The 22,896-nt window shown below is 62.8% G+C and carries 27 protein-coding genes; 9 read left to right on the top strand and 18 right to left on the bottom strand.

Annotation, left to right across the window (positions count from 1 at the left end; translation table 11 throughout):
* The first annotated feature begins 15 nt into the window (after positions 1-15).
* The 4 genes from ACX93L_RS00680 to ACX93L_RS00665 all read left to right on the top strand — a co-directional run bounded on the left by ACX93L_RS00680 (position 16) and on the right by ACX93L_RS00665 (position 4,878).
* Complete coding sequence (locus tag ACX93L_RS00680) at positions 16-1,689, top strand: amidohydrolase (RefSeq protein ID WP_459403061.1); 1,674 nt, start codon at positions 16-18, stop codon at positions 1,687-1,689.
* 122 nt (positions 1,690-1,811) lie between these two features.
* On the top strand, positions 1,812-3,473 hold the full coding sequence (locus ACX93L_RS00675; protein ID WP_459403060.1) for an amidohydrolase: 1,662 nt from the start codon (positions 1,812-1,814) through the stop codon (positions 3,471-3,473).
* Between the two features lie 7 nt (positions 3,474-3,480).
* Complete coding sequence (locus tag ACX93L_RS00670) at positions 3,481-4,155, top strand: TetR/AcrR family transcriptional regulator (RefSeq protein WP_459403059.1); 675 nt, start codon at positions 3,481-3,483, stop codon at positions 4,153-4,155.
* 69 nt (positions 4,156-4,224) lie between these two features.
* On the top strand, positions 4,225-4,878 hold the full coding sequence (locus ACX93L_RS00665; RefSeq protein WP_459403058.1) for a hypothetical protein: 654 nt from the start codon (positions 4,225-4,227) through the stop codon (positions 4,876-4,878).
* A 96-nt stretch (positions 4,879-4,974) separates the two neighbouring features.
* On the opposite strand, the gene ACX93L_RS00660 is transcribed toward ACX93L_RS00665, so the two are convergent.
* Together ACX93L_RS00660 and ACX93L_RS00655 are read right to left on the bottom strand one after the other, a co-directional pair.
* Positions 4,975-6,420, bottom strand: a complete 1,446-nt coding sequence (locus ACX93L_RS00660; protein ID WP_459403057.1) for an NAD(P)(+) transhydrogenase (Re/Si-specific) subunit beta — start codon at positions 6,418-6,420, stop codon at positions 4,975-4,977.
* A gap of 20 nt (positions 6,421-6,440) precedes the next feature.
* Complete coding sequence (locus tag ACX93L_RS00655; RefSeq protein WP_459404113.1) at positions 6,441-8,012, bottom strand: Re/Si-specific NAD(P)(+) transhydrogenase subunit alpha; 1,572 nt, start codon at positions 8,010-8,012, stop codon at positions 6,441-6,443.
* A gap of 249 nt (positions 8,013-8,261) precedes the next feature.
* On the opposite strand from ACX93L_RS00655, the gene ACX93L_RS00650 reads away from it, so the two are divergent.
* Complete coding sequence (locus tag ACX93L_RS00650) at positions 8,262-8,426, top strand: DUF1328 domain-containing protein (RefSeq protein WP_169595089.1); 165 nt, start codon at positions 8,262-8,264, stop codon at positions 8,424-8,426.
* Positions 8,427-8,518: 92 nt separating this feature from the next.
* Here the strand turns inward: ACX93L_RS00650 and ACX93L_RS00645 are convergent, their stop codons facing one another.
* Positions 8,519-9,274, bottom strand: coding sequence for a Crp/Fnr family transcriptional regulator (locus tag ACX93L_RS00645; protein ID WP_459403056.1), 756 nt, complete (start codon positions 9,272-9,274; stop codon positions 8,519-8,521).
* 123 nt (positions 9,275-9,397) lie between these two features.
* Between ACX93L_RS00645 and ACX93L_RS00640 the strand changes: the two genes are divergently transcribed.
* Positions 9,398-9,766, top strand: coding sequence for an ANTAR domain-containing protein (locus ACX93L_RS00640; RefSeq protein ID WP_459403055.1), 369 nt, complete (start codon positions 9,398-9,400; stop codon positions 9,764-9,766).
* Between the two features lie 4 nt (positions 9,767-9,770).
* On the opposite strand, the gene ACX93L_RS00635 is transcribed toward ACX93L_RS00640, so the two are convergent.
* Both ACX93L_RS00635 and ACX93L_RS00630 read right to left on the bottom strand, forming a co-directional pair.
* Entirely contained in the window at positions 9,771-10,337 is a 567-nt protein-coding gene (locus ACX93L_RS00635; RefSeq protein WP_169595086.1) for an RNA polymerase sigma factor, read from the bottom strand.
* Positions 10,334-10,540, bottom strand: a complete 207-nt coding sequence (locus ACX93L_RS00630) for a NepR family anti-sigma factor (protein WP_459403054.1) — start codon at positions 10,538-10,540, stop codon at positions 10,334-10,336. The genes ACX93L_RS00635 and ACX93L_RS00630 overlap by 4 nt, the downstream gene beginning before the upstream one ends.
* Positions 10,541-10,723: 183 nt before the next feature.
* Here ACX93L_RS00630 and ACX93L_RS00625 point away from each other — a divergent pair, with 183 nt between their 5' ends.
* The gene (locus ACX93L_RS00625; RefSeq protein ID WP_169595084.1) at positions 10,724-10,888 is read left to right on the top strand and encodes a DUF1328 domain-containing protein; all 165 of its coding nucleotides are present in this window, start codon (positions 10,724-10,726) and stop codon (positions 10,886-10,888) included.
* A gap of 137 nt (positions 10,889-11,025) precedes the next feature.
* Here ACX93L_RS00625 and ACX93L_RS00620 read toward each other — a convergent pair whose 3' ends face one another.
* The 5 genes from ACX93L_RS00620 to ACX93L_RS00600 form a co-directional block, all read right to left on the bottom strand.
* On the bottom strand, positions 11,026-11,211 hold the full coding sequence (locus ACX93L_RS00620; protein ID WP_459403053.1) for a hypothetical protein: 186 nt from the start codon (positions 11,209-11,211) through the stop codon (positions 11,026-11,028).
* Positions 11,208-11,558 carry a hypothetical protein gene (locus tag ACX93L_RS00615; protein WP_459403052.1) on the bottom strand — a complete coding sequence of 117 codons (351 nt, stop codon included), beginning with the start codon at positions 11,556-11,558 and terminating at the stop codon, positions 11,208-11,210. The genes ACX93L_RS00620 and ACX93L_RS00615 overlap by 4 nt, the downstream gene beginning before the upstream one ends.
* A 93-nt stretch (positions 11,559-11,651) precedes the next feature.
* A complete protein-coding gene (locus tag ACX93L_RS00610) occupies positions 11,652-12,713 on the bottom strand; it encodes a zinc-binding metallopeptidase family protein (RefSeq protein WP_459403051.1) in 1,062 nt (353 codons plus the stop codon).
* Between the two features lie 126 nt (positions 12,714-12,839).
* Positions 12,840-13,838 (bottom strand): sensor histidine kinase, encoded by a 999-nt coding sequence (locus tag ACX93L_RS00605; protein ID WP_459403050.1) that lies wholly within the window; start codon positions 13,836-13,838, stop codon positions 12,840-12,842.
* A gap of 99 nt (positions 13,839-13,937) precedes the next feature.
* The gene (locus tag ACX93L_RS00600) at positions 13,938-14,732 is read right to left on the bottom strand and encodes a response regulator (protein ID WP_169595079.1); all 795 of its coding nucleotides are present in this window, start codon (positions 14,730-14,732) and stop codon (positions 13,938-13,940) included.
* Positions 14,733-14,884: 152 nt separating this feature from the next.
* Here ACX93L_RS00600 and ACX93L_RS00595 point away from each other — a divergent pair, with 152 nt between their 5' ends.
* Positions 14,885-15,073 carry a NepR family anti-sigma factor gene (locus ACX93L_RS00595; protein ID WP_459403049.1) on the top strand — a complete coding sequence of 63 codons (189 nt, stop codon included), beginning with the start codon at positions 14,885-14,887 and terminating at the stop codon, positions 15,071-15,073.
* A gap of 57 nt (positions 15,074-15,130) precedes the next feature.
* Here ACX93L_RS00595 and ACX93L_RS00590 read toward each other — a convergent pair whose 3' ends face one another.
* Positions 15,131-15,592, bottom strand: coding sequence for a hypothetical protein (locus tag ACX93L_RS00590; RefSeq protein ID WP_459403048.1), 462 nt, complete (start codon positions 15,590-15,592; stop codon positions 15,131-15,133).
* A 3-nt stretch (positions 15,593-15,595) separates the two neighbouring features.
* Positions 15,596-15,964 carry a DUF883 family protein gene (locus ACX93L_RS00585; protein WP_459403047.1) on the bottom strand — a complete coding sequence of 123 codons (369 nt, stop codon included), beginning with the start codon at positions 15,962-15,964 and terminating at the stop codon, positions 15,596-15,598.
* A gap of 183 nt (positions 15,965-16,147) precedes the next feature.
* On the opposite strand from ACX93L_RS00585, the gene ACX93L_RS00580 reads away from it, so the two are divergent.
* A complete protein-coding gene (locus tag ACX93L_RS00580) occupies positions 16,148-16,348 on the top strand; it encodes a CsbD family protein (protein ID WP_459403046.1) in 201 nt (66 codons plus the stop codon).
* 84 nt (positions 16,349-16,432) lie between these two features.
* On the opposite strand, the gene ACX93L_RS00575 is transcribed toward ACX93L_RS00580, so the two are convergent.
* The 6 genes from ACX93L_RS00575 to rhaS form a co-directional block, all read right to left on the bottom strand.
* A complete protein-coding gene (locus tag ACX93L_RS00575) occupies positions 16,433-17,818 on the bottom strand; it encodes an FGGY-family carbohydrate kinase (protein WP_459403045.1) in 1,386 nt (461 codons plus the stop codon).
* Complete coding sequence (gene rhaM, locus ACX93L_RS00570) at positions 17,815-18,138, bottom strand: L-rhamnose mutarotase (RefSeq protein WP_459403044.1); 324 nt, start codon at positions 18,136-18,138, stop codon at positions 17,815-17,817. The genes ACX93L_RS00575 and rhaM overlap by 4 nt, the downstream gene beginning before the upstream one ends.
* Positions 18,135-19,154 (bottom strand): ABC transporter permease, encoded by a 1,020-nt coding sequence (locus ACX93L_RS00565; RefSeq protein ID WP_459403043.1) that lies wholly within the window; start codon positions 19,152-19,154, stop codon positions 18,135-18,137. The genes rhaM and ACX93L_RS00565 overlap by 4 nt, the downstream gene beginning before the upstream one ends.
* Positions 19,151-20,149, bottom strand: a complete 999-nt coding sequence (locus ACX93L_RS00560) for an ABC transporter permease (protein ID WP_459403042.1) — start codon at positions 20,147-20,149, stop codon at positions 19,151-19,153. The genes ACX93L_RS00565 and ACX93L_RS00560 overlap by 4 nt, the downstream gene beginning before the upstream one ends.
* An 11-nt stretch (positions 20,150-20,160) precedes the next feature.
* Positions 20,161-21,693, bottom strand: a complete 1,533-nt coding sequence (locus ACX93L_RS00555; protein WP_459403041.1) for a sugar ABC transporter ATP-binding protein — start codon at positions 21,691-21,693, stop codon at positions 20,161-20,163.
* Positions 21,694-21,869: 176 nt separating this feature from the next.
* Entirely contained in the window at positions 21,870-22,865 is a 996-nt protein-coding gene (gene rhaS, locus ACX93L_RS00550; protein ID WP_129333013.1) for a rhamnose ABC transporter substrate-binding protein, read from the bottom strand.
* Positions 22,866-22,896: the final 31 nt, after the last annotated feature.

Here is a 22,896-nt window from a genome sequence, read left to right as displayed (position 1 = left end):
CAGGACTGACATATCATGCCCAAGACAGCCGATCTCATCATCCGCAATGCACGCGTGCTGACCATGGACGAAGCCGCCCCGAGAGCGGAGGCCGTCGCCCTTGCCGGCAATATCGTCCTTGCCGTCGGCAACAACGACGAGATTGGGGCGCTGGCCGGCCCTGAAACGAAAGTGATCGACGCCGGGGGCAAGACGGTCCTGCCGGGCTTCAACGAGGCCCACATGCACATCTTCCCGGGCTCGGTTTCGCTGCGCCAGCTCAACCTGCACGGCGTACACGGCTTCGAGGCCCTGAAGGAAGCGATGCAGGCCTATGCCGCGGCCAATCCCGACGAGCCGCTGCTGATGGGCTTTTCCGCCGACTACTCGATCATCTCGCTCGACGAATCCGTCACCCGCCATCACCTCGACGCGATCCTGCCGGACCGGCCGTTCATGATGTTCGCACCAGACCATCACACGGCCTGGGCCAACACCGCCGCGCTGGAGAAGGCCGGCCTGCTGCATGGCAAGGATGTCGGTGTCGGCAACGAGGTGGTGATGGGCGCCGACGGCATGGCCAGCGGCGAACTGCGCGAAGGCAATGCCTTCGGACCGGTCTCCGCGCTCGCCTCGACCGGCGGTCGCGAAGAACTCGGTATGGTGACCGGCATGGACCCGGAGAACGTTACGCCGGAACAATTTGCCCTCGATCGGGCGATCCTCAAGAACGGCCTGGAATACTGCGCCTCCTGGGGCGTCACCTCAATCCAGAACTTCGACGGCAACCACTACCAGCTGCGCCTGATGCGTGATCTGGAACAGGCGGGCGAACTGCCCTGCCGTATCCGCATTCCCTTCCACATGAAGAACTTCATGGACCTCGCCGAACTCGACAAGGCGGCGGAATGGAAGAAGGAGTTCTCCTCCGACATGGTGCGCGGCGATTTCGTCAAGGTCTTCATGGACGGCGTCCTCGACAGCCAGACCGCCTTCATGCTCGAAGGCTACGGCGACCGTCCGGGCTACACATACGAACCGCTGTTCACCGCGGAGGCTTTCAACGCCATCGCTACGAAGGCCGATGCACTCGGCCTGCAGATCGCCGTCCATGCAATCGGCAGCGCGGCTATCCGCCAGACGCTCGACGGCTACGAGGCCGCCGTGAAGGCGAACGGCAGACGAGACCTCCGCCACCGCATCGAGCACATCGAGATCATCGATCCCGCCGACATCCCGCGTTTCAAGGAGCTCGGCGTCGTGGCCTCGATGCAGCCGGTTCACGTCCCTGGCGGCACCTGCTTCCCGCTGGAGCCGACCGATGCCCGCATCGGCGAGGACCGCTGGGAATATGCTTATGCCTGGCGCACGATGAAGGAGGCCGGGGCTCCGGTCGTCTTCGCCTCCGATTGGCCGGTATCGCCGGTTTCGCCCTTCCAGTGCATCCAGGATGCCATGACGCGCAAGCTGTGGAAGGAAGGCCTCCCCGACCAGCGCTTCACGCTGGAAGAGTCGCTCGAAGCCTATACCGCGATCGGCGCCTGGGTCGAATTCATGGAAGACCGCAAGGGCAAGCTGAAGCCCGGTTTCCTCGCCGACGTCGTGGTCCTCACCCACGACATCGAGCAGGTCGCACCGGAAACGATCATGGACACGGTCCGCGCAGCGATCACGATCTGCGACGGCCGCATCACCCACCAGGCGGCCTGACCGCCCGCGATCGGGGCACGGGATGCGTCACCGCTCCCATCCCCGGCTGAACTGCTGCCATTGCGTGCAGCCGACCCGGCACGCCGCCGGAACAACAAGAAGAGACGAAACGGAACAGCGCCATGGATATCATCATTCGCAATGCCCGCGTGCTCACGATGGAAGACGCGCAGCCGCGCGCCGAGGCCGTGGCGATTTCCGGAAACCGCATAGCTGCGATCGGCGGCAATGCCGAGATCGACGCGATGGCGACGCCGTCGACCCGGATCATCGATGCCGGGGGCGCAACCGTCATGCCGGGCTTCAATGAAGCCCACATGCACATCTTCGGCGGTTCCGTCTCGCTCAACGAATTGTCGCTATTCGGGGTCAAGGGTTTTGACGCGCTGAAGGAAGCCGTCACCGCCTATGCCGCTGCCAACCCAGACCTCGAACTGCTGGTCGCGCAGACGGCCGACTACACCATCCTCTCGGAGGAGGAACGGGTTACCCGCCATCATCTCGACCGCATCATCCCCGATCGGCCCTTCATGATGGTCGCGCCCGACCGCCATACCGCCTGGGCAAATACCATCGCGCTCGAAAAGGCCGGGATCTTGCATGGACGTGACGTCGGCGTCGGCAATGAAATTGTCATGGGCGAAGACGGATTGGCCAACGGCGAACTGCGGGAGTCCAACGCCATGCGCCCGGTTGCCGTCATGAGCCGGACCGGCGGCCGCGAGGGGCTGGGCGTCGGCACGGGCGGCGAGCCGGAAAGCGTGACGGCGGAACAGCGTGCCGGCGATATCGCTGTCCTGAAGCAGGGGCTCGCCTACTGCGCCTCGCTCGGCATCACCTCGTTCCAGAACATGGACGGCAATCTCTACCAGCTGGAATTGCTGAACGAGATCGAGGAGACCGAAGGCCTTCCCGCCCGCGTACGCATGCCCTTCCACATGAAGAACTTCATGCCGCTGACCGACCTCGAAGACAAGGCCGCCGCCTGGCGCGCGCGGTTCGACAACGACAAGCTGCGCTGCAACTTCGTCAAGGTCTTCATGGACGGCGTCACCGAAGGCGAGACCGCCGTCTTCGTCGACGACTATGCCCACAAGCCCGGCTGGAAAGGCGACCCGCTTTTCTCCGCCGAACACTTCAACCGGGTTGCCGTCGAGGCAGACCGTCTCGGCCTGCCGGTCGCGGTCCATGCGATCGGCGATGGTGCCGTGCGAATGGTGCTCGACGGCTACGAGGCCGCCCGCCAGGCCAACGGCCCGAGCGATCGGCGCAACCGCATCGAACACATCGAGGTGGTTCATCCGGACGACATACCGCGCTTTGCCGAGCTTGGAACGGTGGCGTCCATGCAGCCGACCCATCCGCCGGGTTCCGCCGGGCTTCCGCTCGAACCGTATCTGACATACATTGGCGAGGAACGCTGGCAGCATGCCTTCGCGTGGAAGACGCTCGTCGATGCCGGTGCCACGATCGTCTTTGCCACCGACTGGCCGGTCTCGCCCCTTCCGCCGCTGTCGTGCATCCGCGATGCGATGACCCGGACGCCGTGGCGCGAAGACATGCCGGACCACCGCCTGACACTTGATGAAACGCTGAAGGCCTATACCCGGACCAGCGCCTGGGTCGAGTTCATGGAAGACCGGAAGGGTGTGCTGAAACCGGGTTACTACGCCGACGTCGTGGTTCTCTCGGGCGACATCGAAGATCGCCCCTACGAGGAAATCGCCGACCTCGCGCCCGTGATCACCATCTGCGACGGCCGCATCACCTATGAGGCGAACTGACACCAAGATGGACGACGACCCGACAGAGCCTCAGGCAGCCGCCCCCTCCCGCCCGGCGGGAGCGACCCGCAAGGGCGCCGAAACCCGCGCGCGCATCATCAAGGGCGCGCTTGAGGCGCTGGAGAATGGCGGCATGGAAGCGCTGACCACGCGCAAGATCGCCGCCAGCGCCGGCGTGCAGCTCGCCACGCTGCACTATTACTTCGACAGCAAGGAAAGCCTGCTGCTCGCCGTGCTCGAGGACCTGATCGAGGACATGGCCGCTACCTATCAGGCGGAAATCCCGAGTTCGGCGGATCCGGAAGAGCGGATCGAAACCGTCATCCGGTCAATGTGGCGTTACGTCCAACGCACCCGCAACAAGCAGATCGCCCAGACCGAGCTGACGCTCTACGCGCTCCGGACGCAAGGGGCCGAGTGGCTCGCCAAGCGCCAGTACGATGCCTATATCGATTTCTACGCCAGGCTGATCTTCGACGGGGTCGGCGAGATCAGCGAGAACCACCAGCGCATCGGCAAGGCCGTCGCCGGCTTCATGCTGATCGGCATCGATGGTTTGATCCTGCAGAACTTCGCCCTACACCACAACGAGGATGCCGAAGACGGGCTGGAAGCACTCGTCGTGGCGACCCGCGACTATCTTCACCGTCTGCTGGCAGAGGCTGCCCCGACGGCAGGCTGAGTGGGAATTGCGCGGCCTGCGTGCTACAGGTCTGCGCGAGACTCACCGAAAGCCAGAACCGAAGCGCCCATGCCCGCCGACCAGACTTCGTCGCTGCCGCGTCCCCGGCCGAACCGCGTCACGCCATTCGGTGTTCTGGAAGCCACCACGACAAGGGGTGCCCTGATGGGCAATCGCGGCGACCTGCACGGCCCCGATGGCGACATTCGGAGGAACTATCTCGACAAGGCCTGGATCTGCTGCACCCTGGAAGAACGCAATGGCCGACGCGTCACCTTCGACCGGAAAGGCCGTTACACACCACTGTTCTTCTGGGACGAAGCCGTTGCATTCGCCGCCGGCCACCGGCCCTGCGCCGAATGCCGCCGTGCCGACTTCAGACGTTTCAAGTCTTCATTCAACCGAGCCCATGGCGCTGCAGAGGACCGTTTCGTGGCGATCCGCGAGATCGACCGGTTGCTGCACGCCGATCGCCTCCACAGGAAAAAAAGCCAGCAGCGCTTCTCCTCGGCGCTCGGCGACCTGCCATCCGGCACATTCTTCGTCACGCACCGATCGCCGGAGACACCTGCCTTGCTCTGGCAGGCCAAGGCCTATCCGTGGAGCCATCACGGCTATGGTCCGGCAAGCCGTCCCGATCTGCACGAGGAGGTCTCCGTACTGACGCCGCGTCTGCTCGTCGATGTGCTGCGCGCCGGCTATCAGCTGGAACCGAGGTTCTGACCAGCCGCAAGCGGCTTACTCAAAGGCGCGGCTCGCCCAAACGAAAAAGCCGGGCGTCTCCGCCCGGCTCCTTCAACAACGGTGAAGGCGAATGCCTTACTTGATCATCGGCAGCAGTTCGGAAACCGACTTCTTGGCATCGCCGTAGAACATGCGCGTGTTGTCCTTGTAGAACAGCGGGTTCTCGATACCGGAATATCCGGTGCCCTGGCCGCGCTTCGACACGAACACCTGCTTGGCCTTCCACACTTCGAGAACCGGCATGCCGGCGATCGGCGAGTTCGGATCTTCCTGCGCGGCCGGATTGACGATGTCGTTGGAGCCGATGACGATGACGACGTCCGTGTTCGGAAAGTCCTCGTTGATCTCGTCCATTTCCAGCACGATGTCATAAGGCACCTTGGCTTCGGCAAGCAGCACGTTCATGTGGCCCGGAAGACGGCCCGCCACCGGGTGGATGGCGAAACGCACTTCCTTGCCGGCGGCGCGCAGCTTGCGGGTCAGTTCCGATACCGCCTGCTGCGCCTGGGCGACCGCCATGCCGTAGCCCGGCACGATGATGACCGAGTCCGCCTCGTTGAGGGCGGCAGCGACGCTTTCGGCGTCGATGGCCACCTGTTCGCCGGAAATCTCCATCGCCGGACCCGTAACGGTGCCGAAGCCGCCGAGGATGACCGAGATGAAGGAGCGGTTCATCGCCTTGCACATGATGTAGGACAGGATCGCACCAGAGGAACCGACCAGCGCGCCGGTGACGATCAGGAGATCGTTGCCGAGCGTAAAACCGATCGCCGCTGCCGCCCAGCCGGAATAGCTGTTCAGCATGGAGACGACCACCGGCATGTCGGCGCCGCCGATGCCCATGATCAGGTGGTAGCCGATGAAGAAGGCGAGCAGCGTCATCAGGATCAGCGTCCAGATGCCCGCACCGCTGAAGAACATCACCAGGAGGATCAGCGAACCAATCGCCGCACCGGCATTGAGCAGGTGCCCGCCGGGCAGTTTCTTTGCCTTGCCATCAACCTTGCCGGCCAGCTTGCCGAAGGCAATGACCGAACCGGTGAACGTGACCGCACCGATGAACACGCCGAGGAAGACTTCGACCTTGAGGATGGCCACCAGCGTTCCCGTGGGGTCGGCCAGCTTGTGTGCGAGTACGGCGGCAAATCCCGTGAGCGCGTGGCGGGCGGCCTCGTCCATGCCGGCAACCCGGCCGAGTTCGATCTCGGCATTGTAGCCGATGAACACGGCGGCGAGGCCGACGAAGGAGTGGAGTGCCGCAACAAGCTGCGGCATCTCGGTCATCTGAACGCGGCTCGCGACATAGTAGCCGAGCACGGAACCGCCGGCGATCATCAGCAGGATGACGAACCAGTTGCCGACATCCGGTCCAAAGACGGTCGCGGCGACGGCAAGGCCCATGCCGACGATGCCATACCAGACGGCGCGCTTGGCGCTTTCCTGGCCGGAAAGTCCGCCGAGTGAGAGGATGAAAAGAACGGCCGCAGCAATGTAGGCGGCGGAAACGATACCGATCGTCATGATTTAAATCCCCTCCCCGATCAGGATTTCTGGAACATGGCGAGCATGCGCCGGGTGACGAGGAAGCCGCCGACGATGTTGATCGTGGCGATCAGCACCGAGATTGCGGCGAGGATGACAACCAGCCAGTTGCCGGAACCGACCTGCAGCAGTGCGCCGAGGATGACGATACCGGAAATCGCGTTGGTCACGGCCATCAGCGGCGTGTGCAGCGAATGGCTGACATTCCAGATCACCGAGAAGCCGATGAAGCAGGCGAGCACGAAGACGATGAAATGCGCCATGAATTCGGACGGTGCATAAGCACCGACCAGCGCCATCAGTGCCCCGCCGACCACGAGCAGGCCGACCTGGCTCCTGGTCTGCGCCTTGAAGGCGGCCGCTTCCTGGGCGCGCTTTTCCTCGGGCGTCAGTTCCTTGGCCTTTTCCTTCGGCTTCGCGGCCGCGATCGCCTGGATCTTGGGCGGCGGCGGCGGGAATGTCACTGCCCCTTCGAAGGTGACGGTCGCGCCACGGATGACGTCGTCTTCCATGTTGTGCACGACCTTGCCGTCCTTGGCCGGCGTGAGGTCCGTCATCATGTGGCGGATATTGGTCGAGTAGAGCGTGGAGGCCTGGGCCGCCATGCGGCTCGGGAAATCGGTATAGCCGACGATCGTCACGCCATTGTCCGACACGATCTTCTGGTCGGCGACCGTCAGGTCACAATTGCCGCCGCGTTCGGCGGCAAGGTCGATGACGACCGAGCCGGGCTTCATCGAAGCCACCATGTCGGCGAGCCAGAGCTTCGGTGCGTCGCGGCCGGGGATGAGCGCCGTGGTAATGACGATGTCGATCTCGGGCGCCAGTTCGCGGAACTTGGCAAGCTGCTTCTCGCGGAACTCCGGCGAGGACGGAGCGGCATAACCGCCGGTCGCAGCCCCGTCTTGCGCGGCTTCGAATTCGAGATAGACGAATTCCGCGCCCATGGATTCGATCTGTTCGGCCACTTCCGGACGCACGTCGAAGGCATAGGTGATCGCGCCGAGCGAGGTTGCCGTGCCGATCGCCGCAAGACCCGCGACGCCGGCACCGATGACCAACACCTTGGCCGGCGGCACCTTGCCGGCAGCCGTCACCTGGCCGGTGAAGAAGCGGCCGAAATTGTTGCCGGCCTCGATCACCGCGCGGTAGCCGGCGATGTTGGCCATCGACGACAGCGCGTCCATCTTCTGGGCACGCGAGATGCGCGGCACCATGTCCATGGCGATGACGTTGGCGCCCTTGTCCTTGGCCTGCTCGAGCAGGTCCTTGTTCTGCGCCGGATAGAAGAAGGAAATGAGCGTCTTGCCCGGGGCGAGCCTGTCGAGTTCCGCCGTTTCCGGCGGACGCACCTTGGCGATTACGTCGGCGGCAGCATAAAGCGCTGCGGCCCCTTCGACCACCGTCACGCCGGCGGCCCGATAGGCGTCGTCGGAAAAGCCGGCGGCCTTGCCCGCTCCCGCCTCGACGACGCATTCATAACCAAGCTTCTGCAGCTGAAGCGCGCTGTCGGGGGTCATGGCAACGCGTGCCTCCCCTGCAAACAGCTCCCGTGGCGAACCGATCTTCAAACCCATCTCCCATCTCGCATTAGGCTAAAGTCGAAATTTAGCGGCCTGAAACCGAGCAGAATGTCTCGTTGCTGTCCAGCCCACTTCCCCCCTCAAGTGAAGGTTTCGCGCGTCGGAGGCAGCTCCGTCAACGATTAAATCGCTTACCGGGCCGCCTGCGGCGTTTGGCCGTTTTCACCGGCAGGCGCCGCGATGGAACAAATTGGCCCGGCTGCTGTTTACGACAGGAATTCGTAAACGGAGAACATCATGCTTCATTGGATCCTGATCTTCCTGCTGATTGCCGCCGTGGCCAGCCTTCTCGGCTTTCGTGGTGTGGCCGGTGCATCGGCAGGCATTGCCAAAATTCTGATCTTCATCGTGCTGGTGATCCTCATCATCGCGCTTTTCACGGGGGTGCTGGTCGTCGCCTGACGACCTTGACTATCCAGGTCTGCCCTCCCCACGAAAAGAAGGGCCGGTTCTCACGAACCGGCCCTTTTTTTGTGCCGCAGCATCGCCACTGTTCAGATGAACGGCCTGAGCTTCGGCTCCCCGGGGTTCCAGTTTGCCACCGCCTGTAGGCCTTCCGGATCGAGGACCTCGCAGCCCCGGTCGAGCCACCGGATAAGGCCGCGCTCGGCGAGCTTCTTCAGCGTTTTGTTGGTGTGCACGATCGAAAGGCCGAGCGTGTCGGCAACATGCATCTGCGTGACCGGCACGTGGCGGCGCTCCTCGTCCAGAAGCCCGGCAAGACGGCCACGCTCGAACAGGAAGGCGAGCAGGTAAGCCGCTCGTTCCGTGGCCGTCCGACGACCGATGCTGAGCAGATGCTCGTCGAGAATGCTCTCCTCGCGTGCCGCGAGCCACGTCAGGTCGAAGGCCAGCCCAGCGTGTTTCTGGAACAGCGTGAACAGCCGGTTTCGCTCGAAGACACAGAGCGTGATCGGCGTGAGCGCCTCGACCGAATGCTGCATCTCCGACATCACGGCCCCCTGCAGCCCGACCATGTCGCCGGGAACGACGTAGTTGAGGATCTGCCGGCGGCCGTCCTCCAGGATCTTGTAGCGGAACCCCCAGCCTTGAAGCACCGTATAAAGGTGAGCGCTATGCGAGCCTTCGACCAGCACGGTCGACCCCGGATCGGCATTGAGCTCACCGCGCTTGAAATGGGAGACGAAGTCCAGTTCCTCGGAGGAGAAGGGACGGAAATGACTTTTCAGCCTGAGGGGACATTCATGACAACTGACACGGACCGGATTGTTGCGGAATTCGCTCGCCATGCAATGTCCTCTTTTGGCGGTCAGGGTGCGGCCCGTGCCGAACCGCTCTCGATCACATGTCTTTTTTAAATGACGTCCTGCGCATGCGCGCCCATAACGCCACTCGGCAAAAAAGGAAAAGCCATGCACAACCCGTCGCTGCGTGTTCTCGTCGCGGAGAACCAATACCTGATCGCGATGGAGGTCGAGCGCATTCTCCTCGACGCCTTCGGCTGCGACGTCACAATCACCCCGCTGTCGCAACTCGAGCGGCAGCTTGCCGCGTCCCGCTACGATCTGGTCGTCGTCGACAGTGCACCGTCCGGAGCGCTCAACCTCAAGCGCGCGGAGACGATTGCCACCGCCGGCGCATCAGTGATCTTCCTCTCCTCCTATGACGGTGAAGCCACGGAAAATCCGAACTTGCAGAGTTTTCCCGTCATCGAGAAGCCGATCCATCCCGAGGAATTGACGCGCGCCGTGCTTGCGGCCACGGCCCAGCCCCGGGCCTGATCGGTCACACCGCGAAGGCGCGCTTGGTGACGGCAGAGCTGTGCGCGTCGGGGCCGTAGTCGCCCTCTCCGCTCACTCCGAGAAGCTCCTGCAGCTTGTTGCGGGCCCGGTTGATGCGGCTCTTGATCGTGCCGACCGCGCAACCGCAGATCTCTGCCGCTTCCTCATAGGCAAAGCCCGACGCACCGACCAGGATGATAGCTTCGCGCTGGTCACTCGGCAGTTGGTCGAGCGCCCGCTTGAAGTCCTGCAGGTCGAGCGAACCGTATTGCTGGGGGTGCGTCGAAAGCTGCGCCGTGAAGATGCCGTCACTGTCCGAAACCTCGCGACCGCGCTTGCGCATCTGGGAATAGAATTCGTTGCGCAGGATGGTGAACAGCCAGGCCTTCATGTTGGTGCCGGGCTCGAAATGGTCCTGCTTGGCCCAGGCTTTCATGATCGTGTCCTGCACGAGGTCGTCAGCGACATGATGGCGCCCGGTCAGCGAGACGGCGAAGGCACGAAGATTGGGGAGAGCAGCAAGCAGCTCTCGCTTGAACGAGCGTTCTACGGACGTTGCATCAGAGGTCATAGGGCGGAATCCTTGACGCGAACACTGGACTCGGCCTGCTTCTCGGCCTGTTCGAGCTTTTCGAGCAGGCTGAGAAACCGGTCGGGGATTTCTTCATCTTGCACCGCTTGATAGAGTTCGCGCAACTGGGTGGCGATACCCGGATGAACACCAGCAAGGTTCATCTTCTGCAGGGCTGATGGATCATTGTCGAATTTGGTCATGCTTTTCCATCGGGGTTGGGTTCGTTCGTTGCGACACAACGGACAAACGGTCAGAAGGTTCCGAACTCTCGAATTATTTTGATGCCTAGTGCGAAAAATCTGTGCCGTGACCATCGATGTCGGCCGATGGAACAAATTGTCGGCCCCGCCGTTTTCCTGCCATCGGAAAAAGGAGAGAAACCCATGCTGTATTACGCACTTGTCTTCCTCGTCGTCGCCCTGATCGCCGGTGTACTCGGTTTCGGCGGCATCGCCGGTGCCTCGGCCGGTATCGCCAAGATCCTGTTCCTGGTCTTCATCGTGCTTTTCCTGATCTCGCTCGCGTCGCGCCTGTTCCGCCGCGCCTGATTCCGGAAGAATTGACCTGAAAGGAGCCGGCATCGCCGGCTCCTTTCTTTTGCGATCCGGCCATCCAGGAGGACGCCATGCGAAAAGGCCGCCCCTTAACGAGGCGGCCTTTTCCCTGTCTATCCTGTGGCGAGATACTAGTTGATCAGCGTTGAGCCGATCATGACCCCCAGCGCGGCGAGCACGAGGAGCAGGGCTGTGATCGTTGCATTGGAGAAGCGGGGCGGAACTGCGGAAAGATCGGAATCCAGCTGCGCCTCGTTGGCGATTTCACGCATTTCCTGATCGATTGACCGATCACGTTCTCCAGGCGACACCGTCATCGGTTGGCCTCCCCGACCATACCCGGGACAGCGGGAAAGCGCGCAAAAGGATCCTCGACGAACGCCTTGGCGGTCACGCCGGCCGGAACAGCCGTCTTGAGCTCGGCGAGCCTGACCGGATCGATCGTTTGGCGGATCTCCCGGCCGGCGAGAAGGTCGGCATCAACGGGTACGCAGTCTCCATAGATCAGACCCGCCATCTTGCGGGCCTTCTCCATTTCGGCCGGCAGGGCGGTACGACAATCCGCACCGGAGCTGAAGGAAATCACGGCGACCGGCTCTTCCAGACAACTGGATTGCTGGGGATGGCAAGCAACGAGTACCATGAGGGCAGCAAGCGTGTTCATCGTCGTTCTCCTTGTGAAAAGGTTAACGTCAAGAGACGATGAATGTTCCTTAAACCCCGCAATTCCGGCCTTTTGGCTGACGATCGGAGTGCTTCACATGCTGGTTGCGCCGTGCACGAGGTCGTGCACGTATTGCAGCTTCTTGAACACCGGCACCGACAGGACAAAGGGGTAGAGGTCGCGCTGTCCCATGCTGCGGTTGATGCTGTTGAGCGCGACCGTCAGCGGTACCCAGGCATCGACGAGCACCTTGGCGTCGACCGCTCGATAAGCGTCGAAGGTCGTGGTCAGCGTCAGTTCCGGAGAGGCGATTTCCGGCCGCGTCCGAAGGCCGAACGCGTCGGCGGTGTCCAATGCATCGACGATGTGGAAATAATGCGCCCAGGTCTCGGCGAAGTCCTCCCAGGGGTGGCTCGCGGCATAGGCGCTGATGTAGCTCTGTTCCCATCCCCCCATTGGCCCGTTGGCATAATGCTGCTGCAGTGCCTCGCCATAGTCCCTCCGTTCGTCACCGAAGAGCGCGCGGAAAGCCTCGAGGTCGCCGCGGTCCTGAACCAACCGATCCCAGTAGTAATGGCCGATCTCGTGGCGGAAATGACCGACGAGCGTGCGGAAGGGCTCGCCGAGCGACACGCGACGGGCTTCCCGCTCCGCATCGCTCGCCTCCGCGATGTTCAGCGTGATCAGCCCGTTGGCATGGCCGGTCATCACCGGCTGCCCACTTGGAACCGCTTCGTCGGCAAGGAAATCAAAACCGAGCCCCGTTGCCGGATCCTCGGCTCGGGTGACCAGCGGCAGGCCGAAACGCAGCAGGGAATAGATGACGTATCGCTTGGCAGCCTCGATCCGCTGCCAGTTGGCGACATTCTCCTGCGTGGAAAGATCGGGAATGGTGAGGTTGTGGCGGCAGGCAAGACAGAGCCCAGAGCAGTGCCCATCCTCGACCAGCCAGTTGCATCCACCCGCGTCGGCATTGCCGCACGGCTGCAACAGGCTCGCCGGCCCCGCGGGATCGTGAAATATTGCGCCGTCGGCGGCAATCGCCACCATGTCAAACTGGCTCGGACGCCATGCGAGCCGCATCCCGCAGGTCACGCAGCCCACGTTGTCGAAGTGGACGATGTTCGCGCAATTCGAACAGTTGAAGAGACGCATGAGAGGCTCCCTGCGCTGAGGCTTGTAATCGAACTCGTCATTTGCCCGCCGCAGCGGCGTGCAAGGCGCGTGGTCGGCGGCGGGAGAACGGTACAATCCACAGTTCGTTCCCGCGCTTGCCGGCGCCTATTCGAAGATTTCCTGAGGAAAGACGAGCTCGTAGCGGAGTTCCTTGTCGTCCAGCTGGTGCGTGGCGCGCCCGTTGACCGAGGACGGCACGACCCGTTCGAGCACCGTGCTGCCGAACCGGACGCTCCTGGCAGTGCTCAGTGCCTCTTTGTCGATGTTTCCGACCGGCTCCACCCAGCGGATACGGATCTGCGGCCCTGCATCGGTCTGGAACCGCTCACAGCTGACCTCGATCGGGCGACGCCGCTGAAGGAAATCGCCATGGCTCACGGCATTGACGACGAGCTCGTGCAACGCCAGCCCGATATGCAGAGATGCGTTCGGCGTCAGCAGTACGTCCTCGCCCGAGACATGCACAAGACTGCCGTTTTCCTGCACATACCGATCGACCTGCTGCTTCAGCAGGTCGCGGAAATAGGCGCCGCGCCAGCTGGAGTCGGTGATCAGGTCCTGCGATTGCGAGAGCGCGTGCAGACGACCGCGGAACTTGCCGAGGAACGCGTCGAGCGTACCGGAATAGCGTGCGGTCTGGGAGGCGATACTCTGGATGATCGCGAGAAGGTTCTTGGAGCGATGGCTCACCTCGCGCAGAAGTGCCCGCAACAGCCGCTCTCGCCGCCGGTCCTCCGTGCGGTCGAGAACCACCGTCATCAGGTTGATCTCGTGATTGCCCATCTCGACCATCCGGCAGCGAAACTCGAAGAAGGTGTCGTCACCGGCCTCGATTTCCAGTTCTGCGCGGTCGCCCGGTTTGACCAAGCCGGCCTTTAGCTCGCCGAGCCTCGTCCCGAGCTCAGGGCCGAAGATCGCTTCGTCGCTCGGCTCCACGCCGGGCTTCAGCATCCAGCGCGCGGGCAAAGTGGTGATGCAGATATACTTGCCCTGCTGATCCTGCAGAGTGAGGCTGGCACTCATGTCGATCAGGGCGGTAATGAAGAACTCACGGAGCTTGTCTTCAGCTCGCGCAGGTTCGAACCATGTCAACCGGTGTACCAACTTCTCACTCCGCCGCTGATCGGCAATCCGTAGATGACCCCCTTGGGCCCGGCTCCGAACGTGCGGAGCGGGCCCCTTCCCCGGTACGCTCTTTCCTCGTCAGGCCTGCTCGACCACCCGTTCGTTGAAGAAGAGCGCCTGGCTGATAAGTGCCTTGACCATGTCGGGATTGAAAGGCTTCGTGACCAGGAAAGCCGGCTCCGGCCGCTCGCCGGTCAGGAGCCGCTCGGGAAACGCGGTGATGAAGATGACTGGCACGGAATCGACCTTGAGAATGTCGTTGACGGCGTCGATACCAGAGCTCCCGTCCGCGAGCTGGATGTCGGCCAGCACCATCTTGGGGTTCGTGCGGTTGTAGAGTTCGACGGCCTCGCCATGGGTGCGGGCAATGCCGGTAACCCGATGTCCGAGATCTTCCACCATCTGTTCGATGTCGAGGGCGATCAGCGGCTCGTCCTCGATGATCATGATATCGGTCGCCACCTGGCGCGAGATCTCCACGGAAGCCTCGTTGAAAAGCTTGTTGAACGCCGCCTCGTCGACGCCCAGCACTTCGGCGGCTTCGGAATTGGAGAAGCCCTCGACAGTGATCAGCAGGAAGGCGTGGCGTGCACGCGTCGGAACGGACGCAAGGTTGGCGGCCGCGCGCTTCTCCCAGGCGAACGGCGATGAAACAGCCGGGATCTCGACATTGGTGCTGTCGAAAAGTTTGACGAAGAGCTTGTAGAGCGAGACGCGATCATTGGCGCCCTTCGGGAAGATGGAAATATCCGCGATCAAGGCTTCGAGCACGGCCGCGACATAGGCATCCCCGGACGTCTGGGACCCGGTGACGGCTCGGGCATAGCGCCGCAGGTACGGCAGATGGACGGCAACGCGGGCAGTAAGAGACATGCGATTTCTCCAATTGGATACAATATGGGTGCGGACTCGGCGGAAAACGTGCCTCGCGGAAGAAAGTTCCCCCGGGGATGGAACTTTTTTGCGTTGACCCACTTAACAGAATAATTTCAATTCCGAACAGGGGATATCAGGGGTTTCATGGCATGCGCGGCAAGCAGAACGATGAGGGTGATTCACCGGAAACGGCACAACCGGAGACGCAGAATGCGAACGCGCTGATCGCGATGAAGCTCCGGGGCTATTATGACAGCATCATCGAGGAAGGCACTCCACCACAATTCCTCGACCTGCTGGAACGCCTCGACAAGGCAGAACGCGGACAGAAGGACTGACGGCTGTCGACCATTCGTCTGCCTTTCCCCTCACGCAATCCTCCCCCAGTCTTGGGTTCAGTGCTCTCCAGATCTCTCCTTGGGCCTTCTTCCAAATCCCTGGCTGCGCGCCAGCACGTAGGCAAAGCTGCTCACCATGACGGCGGCGGCGATCGGGCTCGCGCGGATCATCGACGGCAGTTCCTGGACCAGGCGCGCCGTGAGCGGATCCGGCCTGGCAGCGGCAAGCGCCGCTTGGCGGGCGAGCACCAACTGCTCTGTCCGCCGATTGAGCACGGCGACAACAGCAAGCACCACGAGCGCGGCAGCCATGGCCGCGGCGGCGACAACGAGCGCTGCCGCGACAGCGCCGGCCTCTGTGGCCACGTAGAAGGCCAACGCCATCACCAGCGCCACATAGGCAGTCAGGAAGAATACGCCGGCGATCAGTCCGCCGACAGCCTTGCGTTTCACCTCGACCGCAGTGGCGCTCATGTTGACGAGCCCCAACCCGATCATCTGCTCGACTAGCCCGCGCATCCGTCACCGCCGGGTGAGAACTGCTGCCAGGAAGCCGATTCCGGCCGCGACTGCAATCGACTGAAGCGGGCGACTGCGGATATGGGCCTCAAGATCCTGCTCGGCCGTCGCCAGGCTGGAGCGGGCGGTTTCGACATACTGGGCCGATACATCGGCGACATCGGCACCGAGCTGGCTCGCCCGGTCGCCGGCTTCCTTGAGCTTGCCATTCCCGAACGATGCAAGGGCCTGGGTAAGAGCGGCTACGTCACGACGCAGGTTCTCCAGCTCCGCCTGGACGTCGCTCGCCGAAGCGCTCGAGGAAGCCTCCACCTCATCGAGCAGGCTGTCAGCCTTCGCACGCGCCTTTTCTGCCATGGATACGGTCGCCATCGGATGTCTCCTTACTGATTGGTTCGACTTGAGAACGCCCGGAAGGCCGATCTGTTCCCCGCTTTTTTTTTGCAGCCCACGGCGCCTTCACCGTCCCGTCGAGAGGAACTTCCGGGACGAACCGGCGTTTATCAATCCGAGGACAACGGCCTCTATCGCAACGAAACCAGGAAGGAGTTCGACATGAACTGGAATCAGATCGAAGGCAATTGGGAGCAGTTCAAGGGCAAGGCCCAGGCCCAGTGGGGCAAGCTCACCGGCGACGATATGGACGTGATCGCCGGCAATCGCAAGCAGCTCTCCGGCAAGATCCAGGAAGCCTATGGCAAGACCCAGGAAGAAGCCGAACGCGAGATCGACACCTGGATGAACAGCCGCCACTAAGGCGCTGCCCAGAGAATCAAAGAGCCCGGAACATGACGTTCCGGGCTTTTTTCGTTATTCCAAGATCCGTGAGCGAAAATCGCGTCAGCCGCGGTCCGCCACAGTGCGTCTCCAATTCGCGCAATAGGCGGCAAGTTCAGGCTCCGGACAAACGACGCGTTCCTCGCCGGGTGCAAGTGCGATCCCGGTCAGCAGTCCTGCCCCTTGCGCCGTGCCCGTAGGCGCGCCGCCCGGTAGAATGATGACGTTGCGCCCGGCAGCCGTCGCCAGCGCGCGGAGATAGATCATATTGCTGGCGAACGGCCCCTCGACGACAATCGGACCGCGATTACCGATGAGTTCGAGGCAGGTCTCGGTCATCAGCGCAGCATAGAGGGAGGCGGCAATCTGCCGCTCGGCTTCCGTTTCGGCCACACCCAGCCACTCCGTCTTCCGTCCCGGGAAAGGTCCTGAACCGGAGGCCACGTTCGGCAGGATCATGACCTCTCGGACGAGGACAGCGGCAAGGGCCTCGTCAAGCTCCATTGCGCTCGCCGGAGCGAGCGCTTCCGTCAGCATTTCGTATTCCCGTCCGCCCATAAAGCGCGCCGAAGGAACCGCACGTCCATACGCATCCACATTGGCCAGTGTATCGCGTGTGGGATCGAGCCCGTCGAGATCGCCGCCGACAGCAAAGCAGACCACCCAGGTCCCCGTCGAGACGACGGCAAACGGCGCCTCGCGGCGAAGGAGATGCGGCAGCAGCGAGGCGTTGGAATCGTGGATGCCGCAATGAACCGGGACCGGCGCGGCAAGGCCGATCCGAATGCAGATGTCCGGCAGGAGCGGGCCGAGCGCATCGAAGGCCGGACGCACCGGGGCCATCAGCGAGCGAATGTCCAGCCGATCGACGAGAGCGGAATAGCATCCCGCGTCGGGTCGCCAGAGATCGGTATGGCAACCGAGCGACGTCGCCTCGTTGGCGGCAACCCCGGCCAGCCGGAAGGCCCAGTATTGCGGATAGGTGAGAATGGTGGCGACGCGGCCGAAATCTTCCGGAAAACACGCCTTCTGGAAATGAAGCTGCGCCCCGAGATTGAGCCCGCCCGAAAGCCGCGGCGAACAGGTCTCGGCGAAATCCGGCCGAAGCCGGTCATAGTCGTCGCGGATGGCTTGCGGGTATTCGAACTCGTAGTCGAGCACCGGCAACGCAAGCTCCCCTCGCGCGTCGAGAAGGGCAGCACTCGCGCCATGCGTGGTGATCGAGATGGCCTCGAAACCCGGCTTCACGGCGAACTCCGAAAGCGACGACAGGATGAAGACCCACAGCCCCTCGACGTCGTAATGCGGATAGGGCGCAGTAGCTAGAACCTTGTTCGGCGTCTTGCAGACTGCGATCTCCGCACCGGTTGCCCCGTCGAGCACGACCACCTTGGCATTGGTCTTGCCGATGTCGATCACCGCGATGCGGGCATGACGGGAGGCGCTCATCTGAGGTGGAACACAGTGACGAGATCGATCGCAACCGGCGAATTGTCCGGATTGCTCTCCATGATGTCGGCCATGTGTGCCCACCACCGCTTCATCACCGGGTGCTCGGGCAGGCTTGCCATCCCATGGTTCTTCGGCCGGCTGAGAACGCCGAAGAGCGTGTTGGTCTCGCGGTCGAGATGGATTGTGTAGTCGCTCACTCCTGCATCGTGCAGCAGGTCGACCAATTCCGGCCATATCTCGTCATGGCGTTTCCTGTATTCGGCCTCCATGCCCGGGAAGAGCTTCATCTTGAAGGCATGCCGTTCCAGTTCGCTCATCTTGCGGCCCTCGCCTGCTTGATGCGGCGGCCGATGATCGGCAGCGCGATGGTGACGATCAGAAGCAGGCCGATGAAGATCGACATGACGATGCCGGGCACATTCAGCAAACCCAGGCCGAAGGTCACGAGGCCCATGACGAAGGCCGCGATCACCACGCCGGCGATCGTTCCGGCGCCGCCGAGGATCGACACGCCGCCGAGCACCACCATGGTCACGACCTCGAGCTCCCAGCCTTGCGCGATCGACGGACGGGTCGAACCGAGACGCGAGGTGAGGCAGACGGCGGCGATCCCGCTCATCAGGCCGGTCAGCAGGAAGAGAATGAACTTCACCCGCTCGACCGGAATGCCCGAAAAGCGCGCCGCCAGCGGATTGTTGCCGATCACATAGACATGACGGCCGAAATTGGTCTTGTGCAGGAGGATGGCAAACAGGCCGGCCATCACGAGGAACAGCACGAACTCGAAGGAAAACACCCAGAAGACATAACCCTGGCCGAAATAGGCGAAATCGGCCGGATATTTCCCGTAGGCCTGGTCGCCGAGCACGATGTAGGAAATGCCGCGGAACAGGCTCATCGTGCCGATCGTGACGACGATCGACGGAAGCTTCAGGCCGGCGATCATGAGCCCGTTGAAGGCGCCGCAGGCAAGGCCGGTACCGATGCCGATCGCCACCAGCCCCGGCGCGCCGACGCCCATCTGCGCGGCATAGCCCATGGCGGTGGAGGCGAGCGCGATGATCGCGGCGACCGAGAGGTCGATCTCGCCGGCAATGATCAACAGCGCCATGGCAAACGCGATCATCGCCTTTTCGGTGAAGTTGAAGGTGGCGTCCGACAAGTTCCACGCATCGAGGAAGTAGGGCGAGGCCAGCGAATTGGCGATGAAGATCACCACCGCCACGCCGAACAGCAACACTTCCCAGCTTCCGAGCAGCCGCTTCAGCGGCGTGCCCAGACGATCGGGGATCTGGCGGCGGGTTGACACGGTTTGAGACGTCGCGGTGCTCATGCGGCCACCTCCTGGCTTTCCTTGGCTGCGCGGTCACGCAGGATGATGCGGCCCTTCTTGGCCTCGGCGCGGGCGTTGAAGACGACGGCGAGTACGATGACCACGCCGGAGATCGCCATCTGGGCGAACGGCGAGATGCCGATGACCGGCAGCGCGTTCTTGATCACGCCGAGAAACAACGCACCGAGCACTGTGCCGATGACCGAGCCGATGCCGCCGGCAATCGATACGCCACCGATCACATTGGCGGCGACACTGTCGAGCTCGAATCCGGCGGCGATGTCGACATAGGCGACCGCGTAGCGCGACACCCAGAGATAGCCGGCGAGCCCCGCCAGCGCGCCAGACAGCACGAAGGCGAGGAAACGGGCCCGGCCGACATCGATGCCCGCGTACACGGCGGCGGTCGGATTGCCGCCCGCCGCATAGGTCGAGCGGCCGAACGGTGTGCGGCTCAGCACGAACCAGATGAGGAAAACGATCGCGATCGCCACCCATGACAGGATCGGCAGGCCGAGGACGGCGATGCGCGGCAGGTCGAGGAAGTCGGGCGTCATCTGGTGGGCGTTGACCCAGCTGCCGCCCGACAGCACGAAGGCCATGCCGCGATAGATGGTGAGCGTGCCGAGCGTCACCACGATCGGCGGGATCTGCAGGAGCCAGACGAGGAAGCCGTTGATGGCGCCGAGGGCCGCACCGATGCCGATCGAGAGAACGATGAGCAACGCCAGCGGCAACCCCGGATAGGCGGCGTCGAGCATCGCGACCGCCATGCCGGTGAAGGCGAGATTGGCGGCGACCGAAAGATCGATCGACTTGGTGAGGATGACCGTCATCTGCCCGAGCGCCAGGATGATCAGGATCGAGGTGTCGTTGAAGATGGTCGCCAGATTGCCGGGCGTGGCGAAGTTCGACGCCCGCGTCGAGAAGCCGGCGATCATCACGATGATGATCAGTGCCAGCAGGATTTCGCGGTTCTTGAGAAGCCGTTGCATGTGTTCAGTCCTTAACCATTGCCGGTCGCCGCACGGACCAGCGTCTCGGCGGAGAGCCCCTCGCGCGGATAGATGCCGGCCATCAGACCCTCGCGCATGACCATGACCCGGTCGGACATGCCAAGGATTTCCGGCAGTTCCGACGAGATCATGATGATCGAGAGCCCCTCGCCCGCGAGTTCCGAGATGAAGCCGTGCACGGCGGCCTTGGAACCGATGTCGATGCCCTTGGTCGGCTCGTCGAGAATGATCACCTTCGGCTTGGTGGCAAGCCACTTGCCGATGACGACCTTTTGCTGATTACCACCGGAAAGCGTGCCGACCGGCACGGAAAGGGCAGCGGCCCGCAGGTCGAGCCGTTCGGCATACTTGCGGGCAAGCCCGAATTCGTTGGCGGCTTTCAGGAAGCCGCGCGCCGAGGTGCGCGCCAGCGACGGCAGCGACATGTTCTGGTAGATCGGCATTTCGAGCGCGAGACCATGACGTCCGCGTTCTTCCGGAACATAGACGATGCCGGCGGCGATCGCATCGGCGGGGCTGCGGATCGTAATCTCACGGCCCTCGAGCGAGAGGCGGCCGGAGGCGGGCGCCGTGATGCCGAACAGCGACTGGCAGAGTTCGGAACGCCCGGCACCGATCAGGCCGTAGACGCCGAGGATCTCGCCCTGCCTCAGTTCGAAGGAAATGTCGCGGAATTCGGTGTCGTGGCAGTAACCGTCGACCGAAAGAACCGTCTTGCCAATGTTCACGGCAACCTTGGGGAAGACGTCGTGCACGTCCCGGCCGACCATCAGGCGGACAATCTCGTCCTGCGGCGTCGACTTGAGCGCGCCGGAACCGACCATCTTGCCGTCGCGGAAGACGGCGTAGTTTTCGGCGATTTCATAAAGCTCGTCGAACTTGTGGCTGATGAACAGGATCGCCTTGCCCTGCTTCTTCAGTCCTTCGACGATGCGGAACAGGTCGTCGATTTCCTTGCGCGACAGGGCGGCAGTCGGCTCGTCCATGATGACGATGCGCGCCTCGACCGAAAGCGCGCGGGCAATCGCGACCAGATGACGCTGCGCAATGGAAAGATCCTTCAGGCGAATGGTCGGATCGATATTGCTTTCGAGCTCCGCCAGCAGCTGGCGAGCACGCTGGTTGATTGTTTTCCAGTCGATCAGGCCGAAACGGGTGCGCGGCGCATGGCCGAGAAAGATGTTCTCGCCGACGGTCAGCTCGTCAAACAGCACGGTTTCCTGGTGGATCGCGGTCACGCCCGCGTCGATCGCATCCTGCGCATTGGCAAAGGCGATCGGCTTGCCGTCGATCAGGATCTCTCCCTCATTGGGACGATAGATGCCGGTCAGGATCTTGACGAGCGTCGACTTGCCGGCGCCGTTCTCGCCGATCAGCGCGGTCACCTGGCCCGGATAAAGGGCGACATTCACCCCGTCGAGGGCCTTCACGCCGGGAAAGATCTGCGAAATGCCACGCATTTCGAGGATCGGCGTGACGGCGGCGAGCGGCGCGGTGTCGATTGTTTTGGCTTGAACGGTCATGGTCTTTTCAGGTCCTGTAAGCCCCTCATCCGCCTGCCGGCACCTTCTCCCCGCAAGCGGGGTGAAGGATCCAAGCCACACGGCGTCATCCTATCATCGGGGCACGTCCCCTCTCCCCGCGTGCGGGGAGAGGGCTAGGGTGAGGGGCAACAGCCCTCGAGCTCGAAAACGCAGGATCAGAAGATCTTCGAGAACTCGTCGATGTTCGACGAATTGTAGACGAACGGATCGGCCATCGCGGCTTCGCCGTTGTCGCCGACCTTGATCTTGCCCATGCGGCCGGCTTCGATTTCCGCGCCCGGCGCGCCGTCGGTGTCGCCCTTGACCAGGTGATAGGCGATCTGGGTGGCCGAGTAACCGAGGTCGATCGGGTTCCAGATGGCGAATTCCTTGGTGGCGCCCGACTTGATGGCGCCGGCCATTTCCGACGGCAGGCCGAGACCGGTCACGTAGACCTGGCCGATCTTGCCGGCATCCTTGACAGCCTGCGAGGCGGCGAGAACGCCGACGGTCGTCGGAGCGACGATAACCTTGACGTTCGGCGAGGACGACAGGAGGCCGTTGGCTTCGCGGTAGCTCTTGTCAGCCAGGTCGTCACCATAGACGGTCGTGGCGAGGTTGAGGCCCGGGAAATCCTTGAGCTGCTTCTTCATCTCCTCGATCCAGATGTTCTGGTTGGTCGAGGTGGTGGTCGCCGACAGGATGGCGAAGTCGCCCTTGCCGCCTTCGAGGTGGTTTGCGGCGAGCTGCAGGCACATCTTGCCGATCAACTCGTTGGACGACGGGTTGAGGTGCATGATGCGGCCTTCGGCGGCAACGCCCGAATCCCACGAGATGACCTTGATGCCGCGCTGGGCAGCCTTCTTGAGCGCCGGAACGACGGCATCCGGATCGTTGGCCGAGATCGCGATGGCATCGACGCCCTGCGCGATCAGCGAATTGATGACTTCGATCTGCCCTTCGGCCGTGGTCGTCGTCGGGCCGGTATAGATGATCTCGACGCCGCCGAGTTCCTTGGCTGCTTCCTCGGCGCCCTTGTTGGCGGCTTCAAAGAAGCCGTTGCCGAGCGACTTGACGACGAGTGCGATCTTCATGTCGGCTGCATTGGCCGCGGACGCCATTGCCATGGCGGCAAAGGCCACGCCGGCGAGCAGTGTCTTGGACAGTTTCATTTCGTCTTCCTCCCAGGTTGATAGACTGCTT

This window comes from Rhizobium sp. CAU 1783 (genome assembly GCF_054551725.1).
The sequence above is the reverse complement of the archived record's forward strand: the minus strand, read 5'-3'. Positions and strand labels throughout refer to the sequence as shown.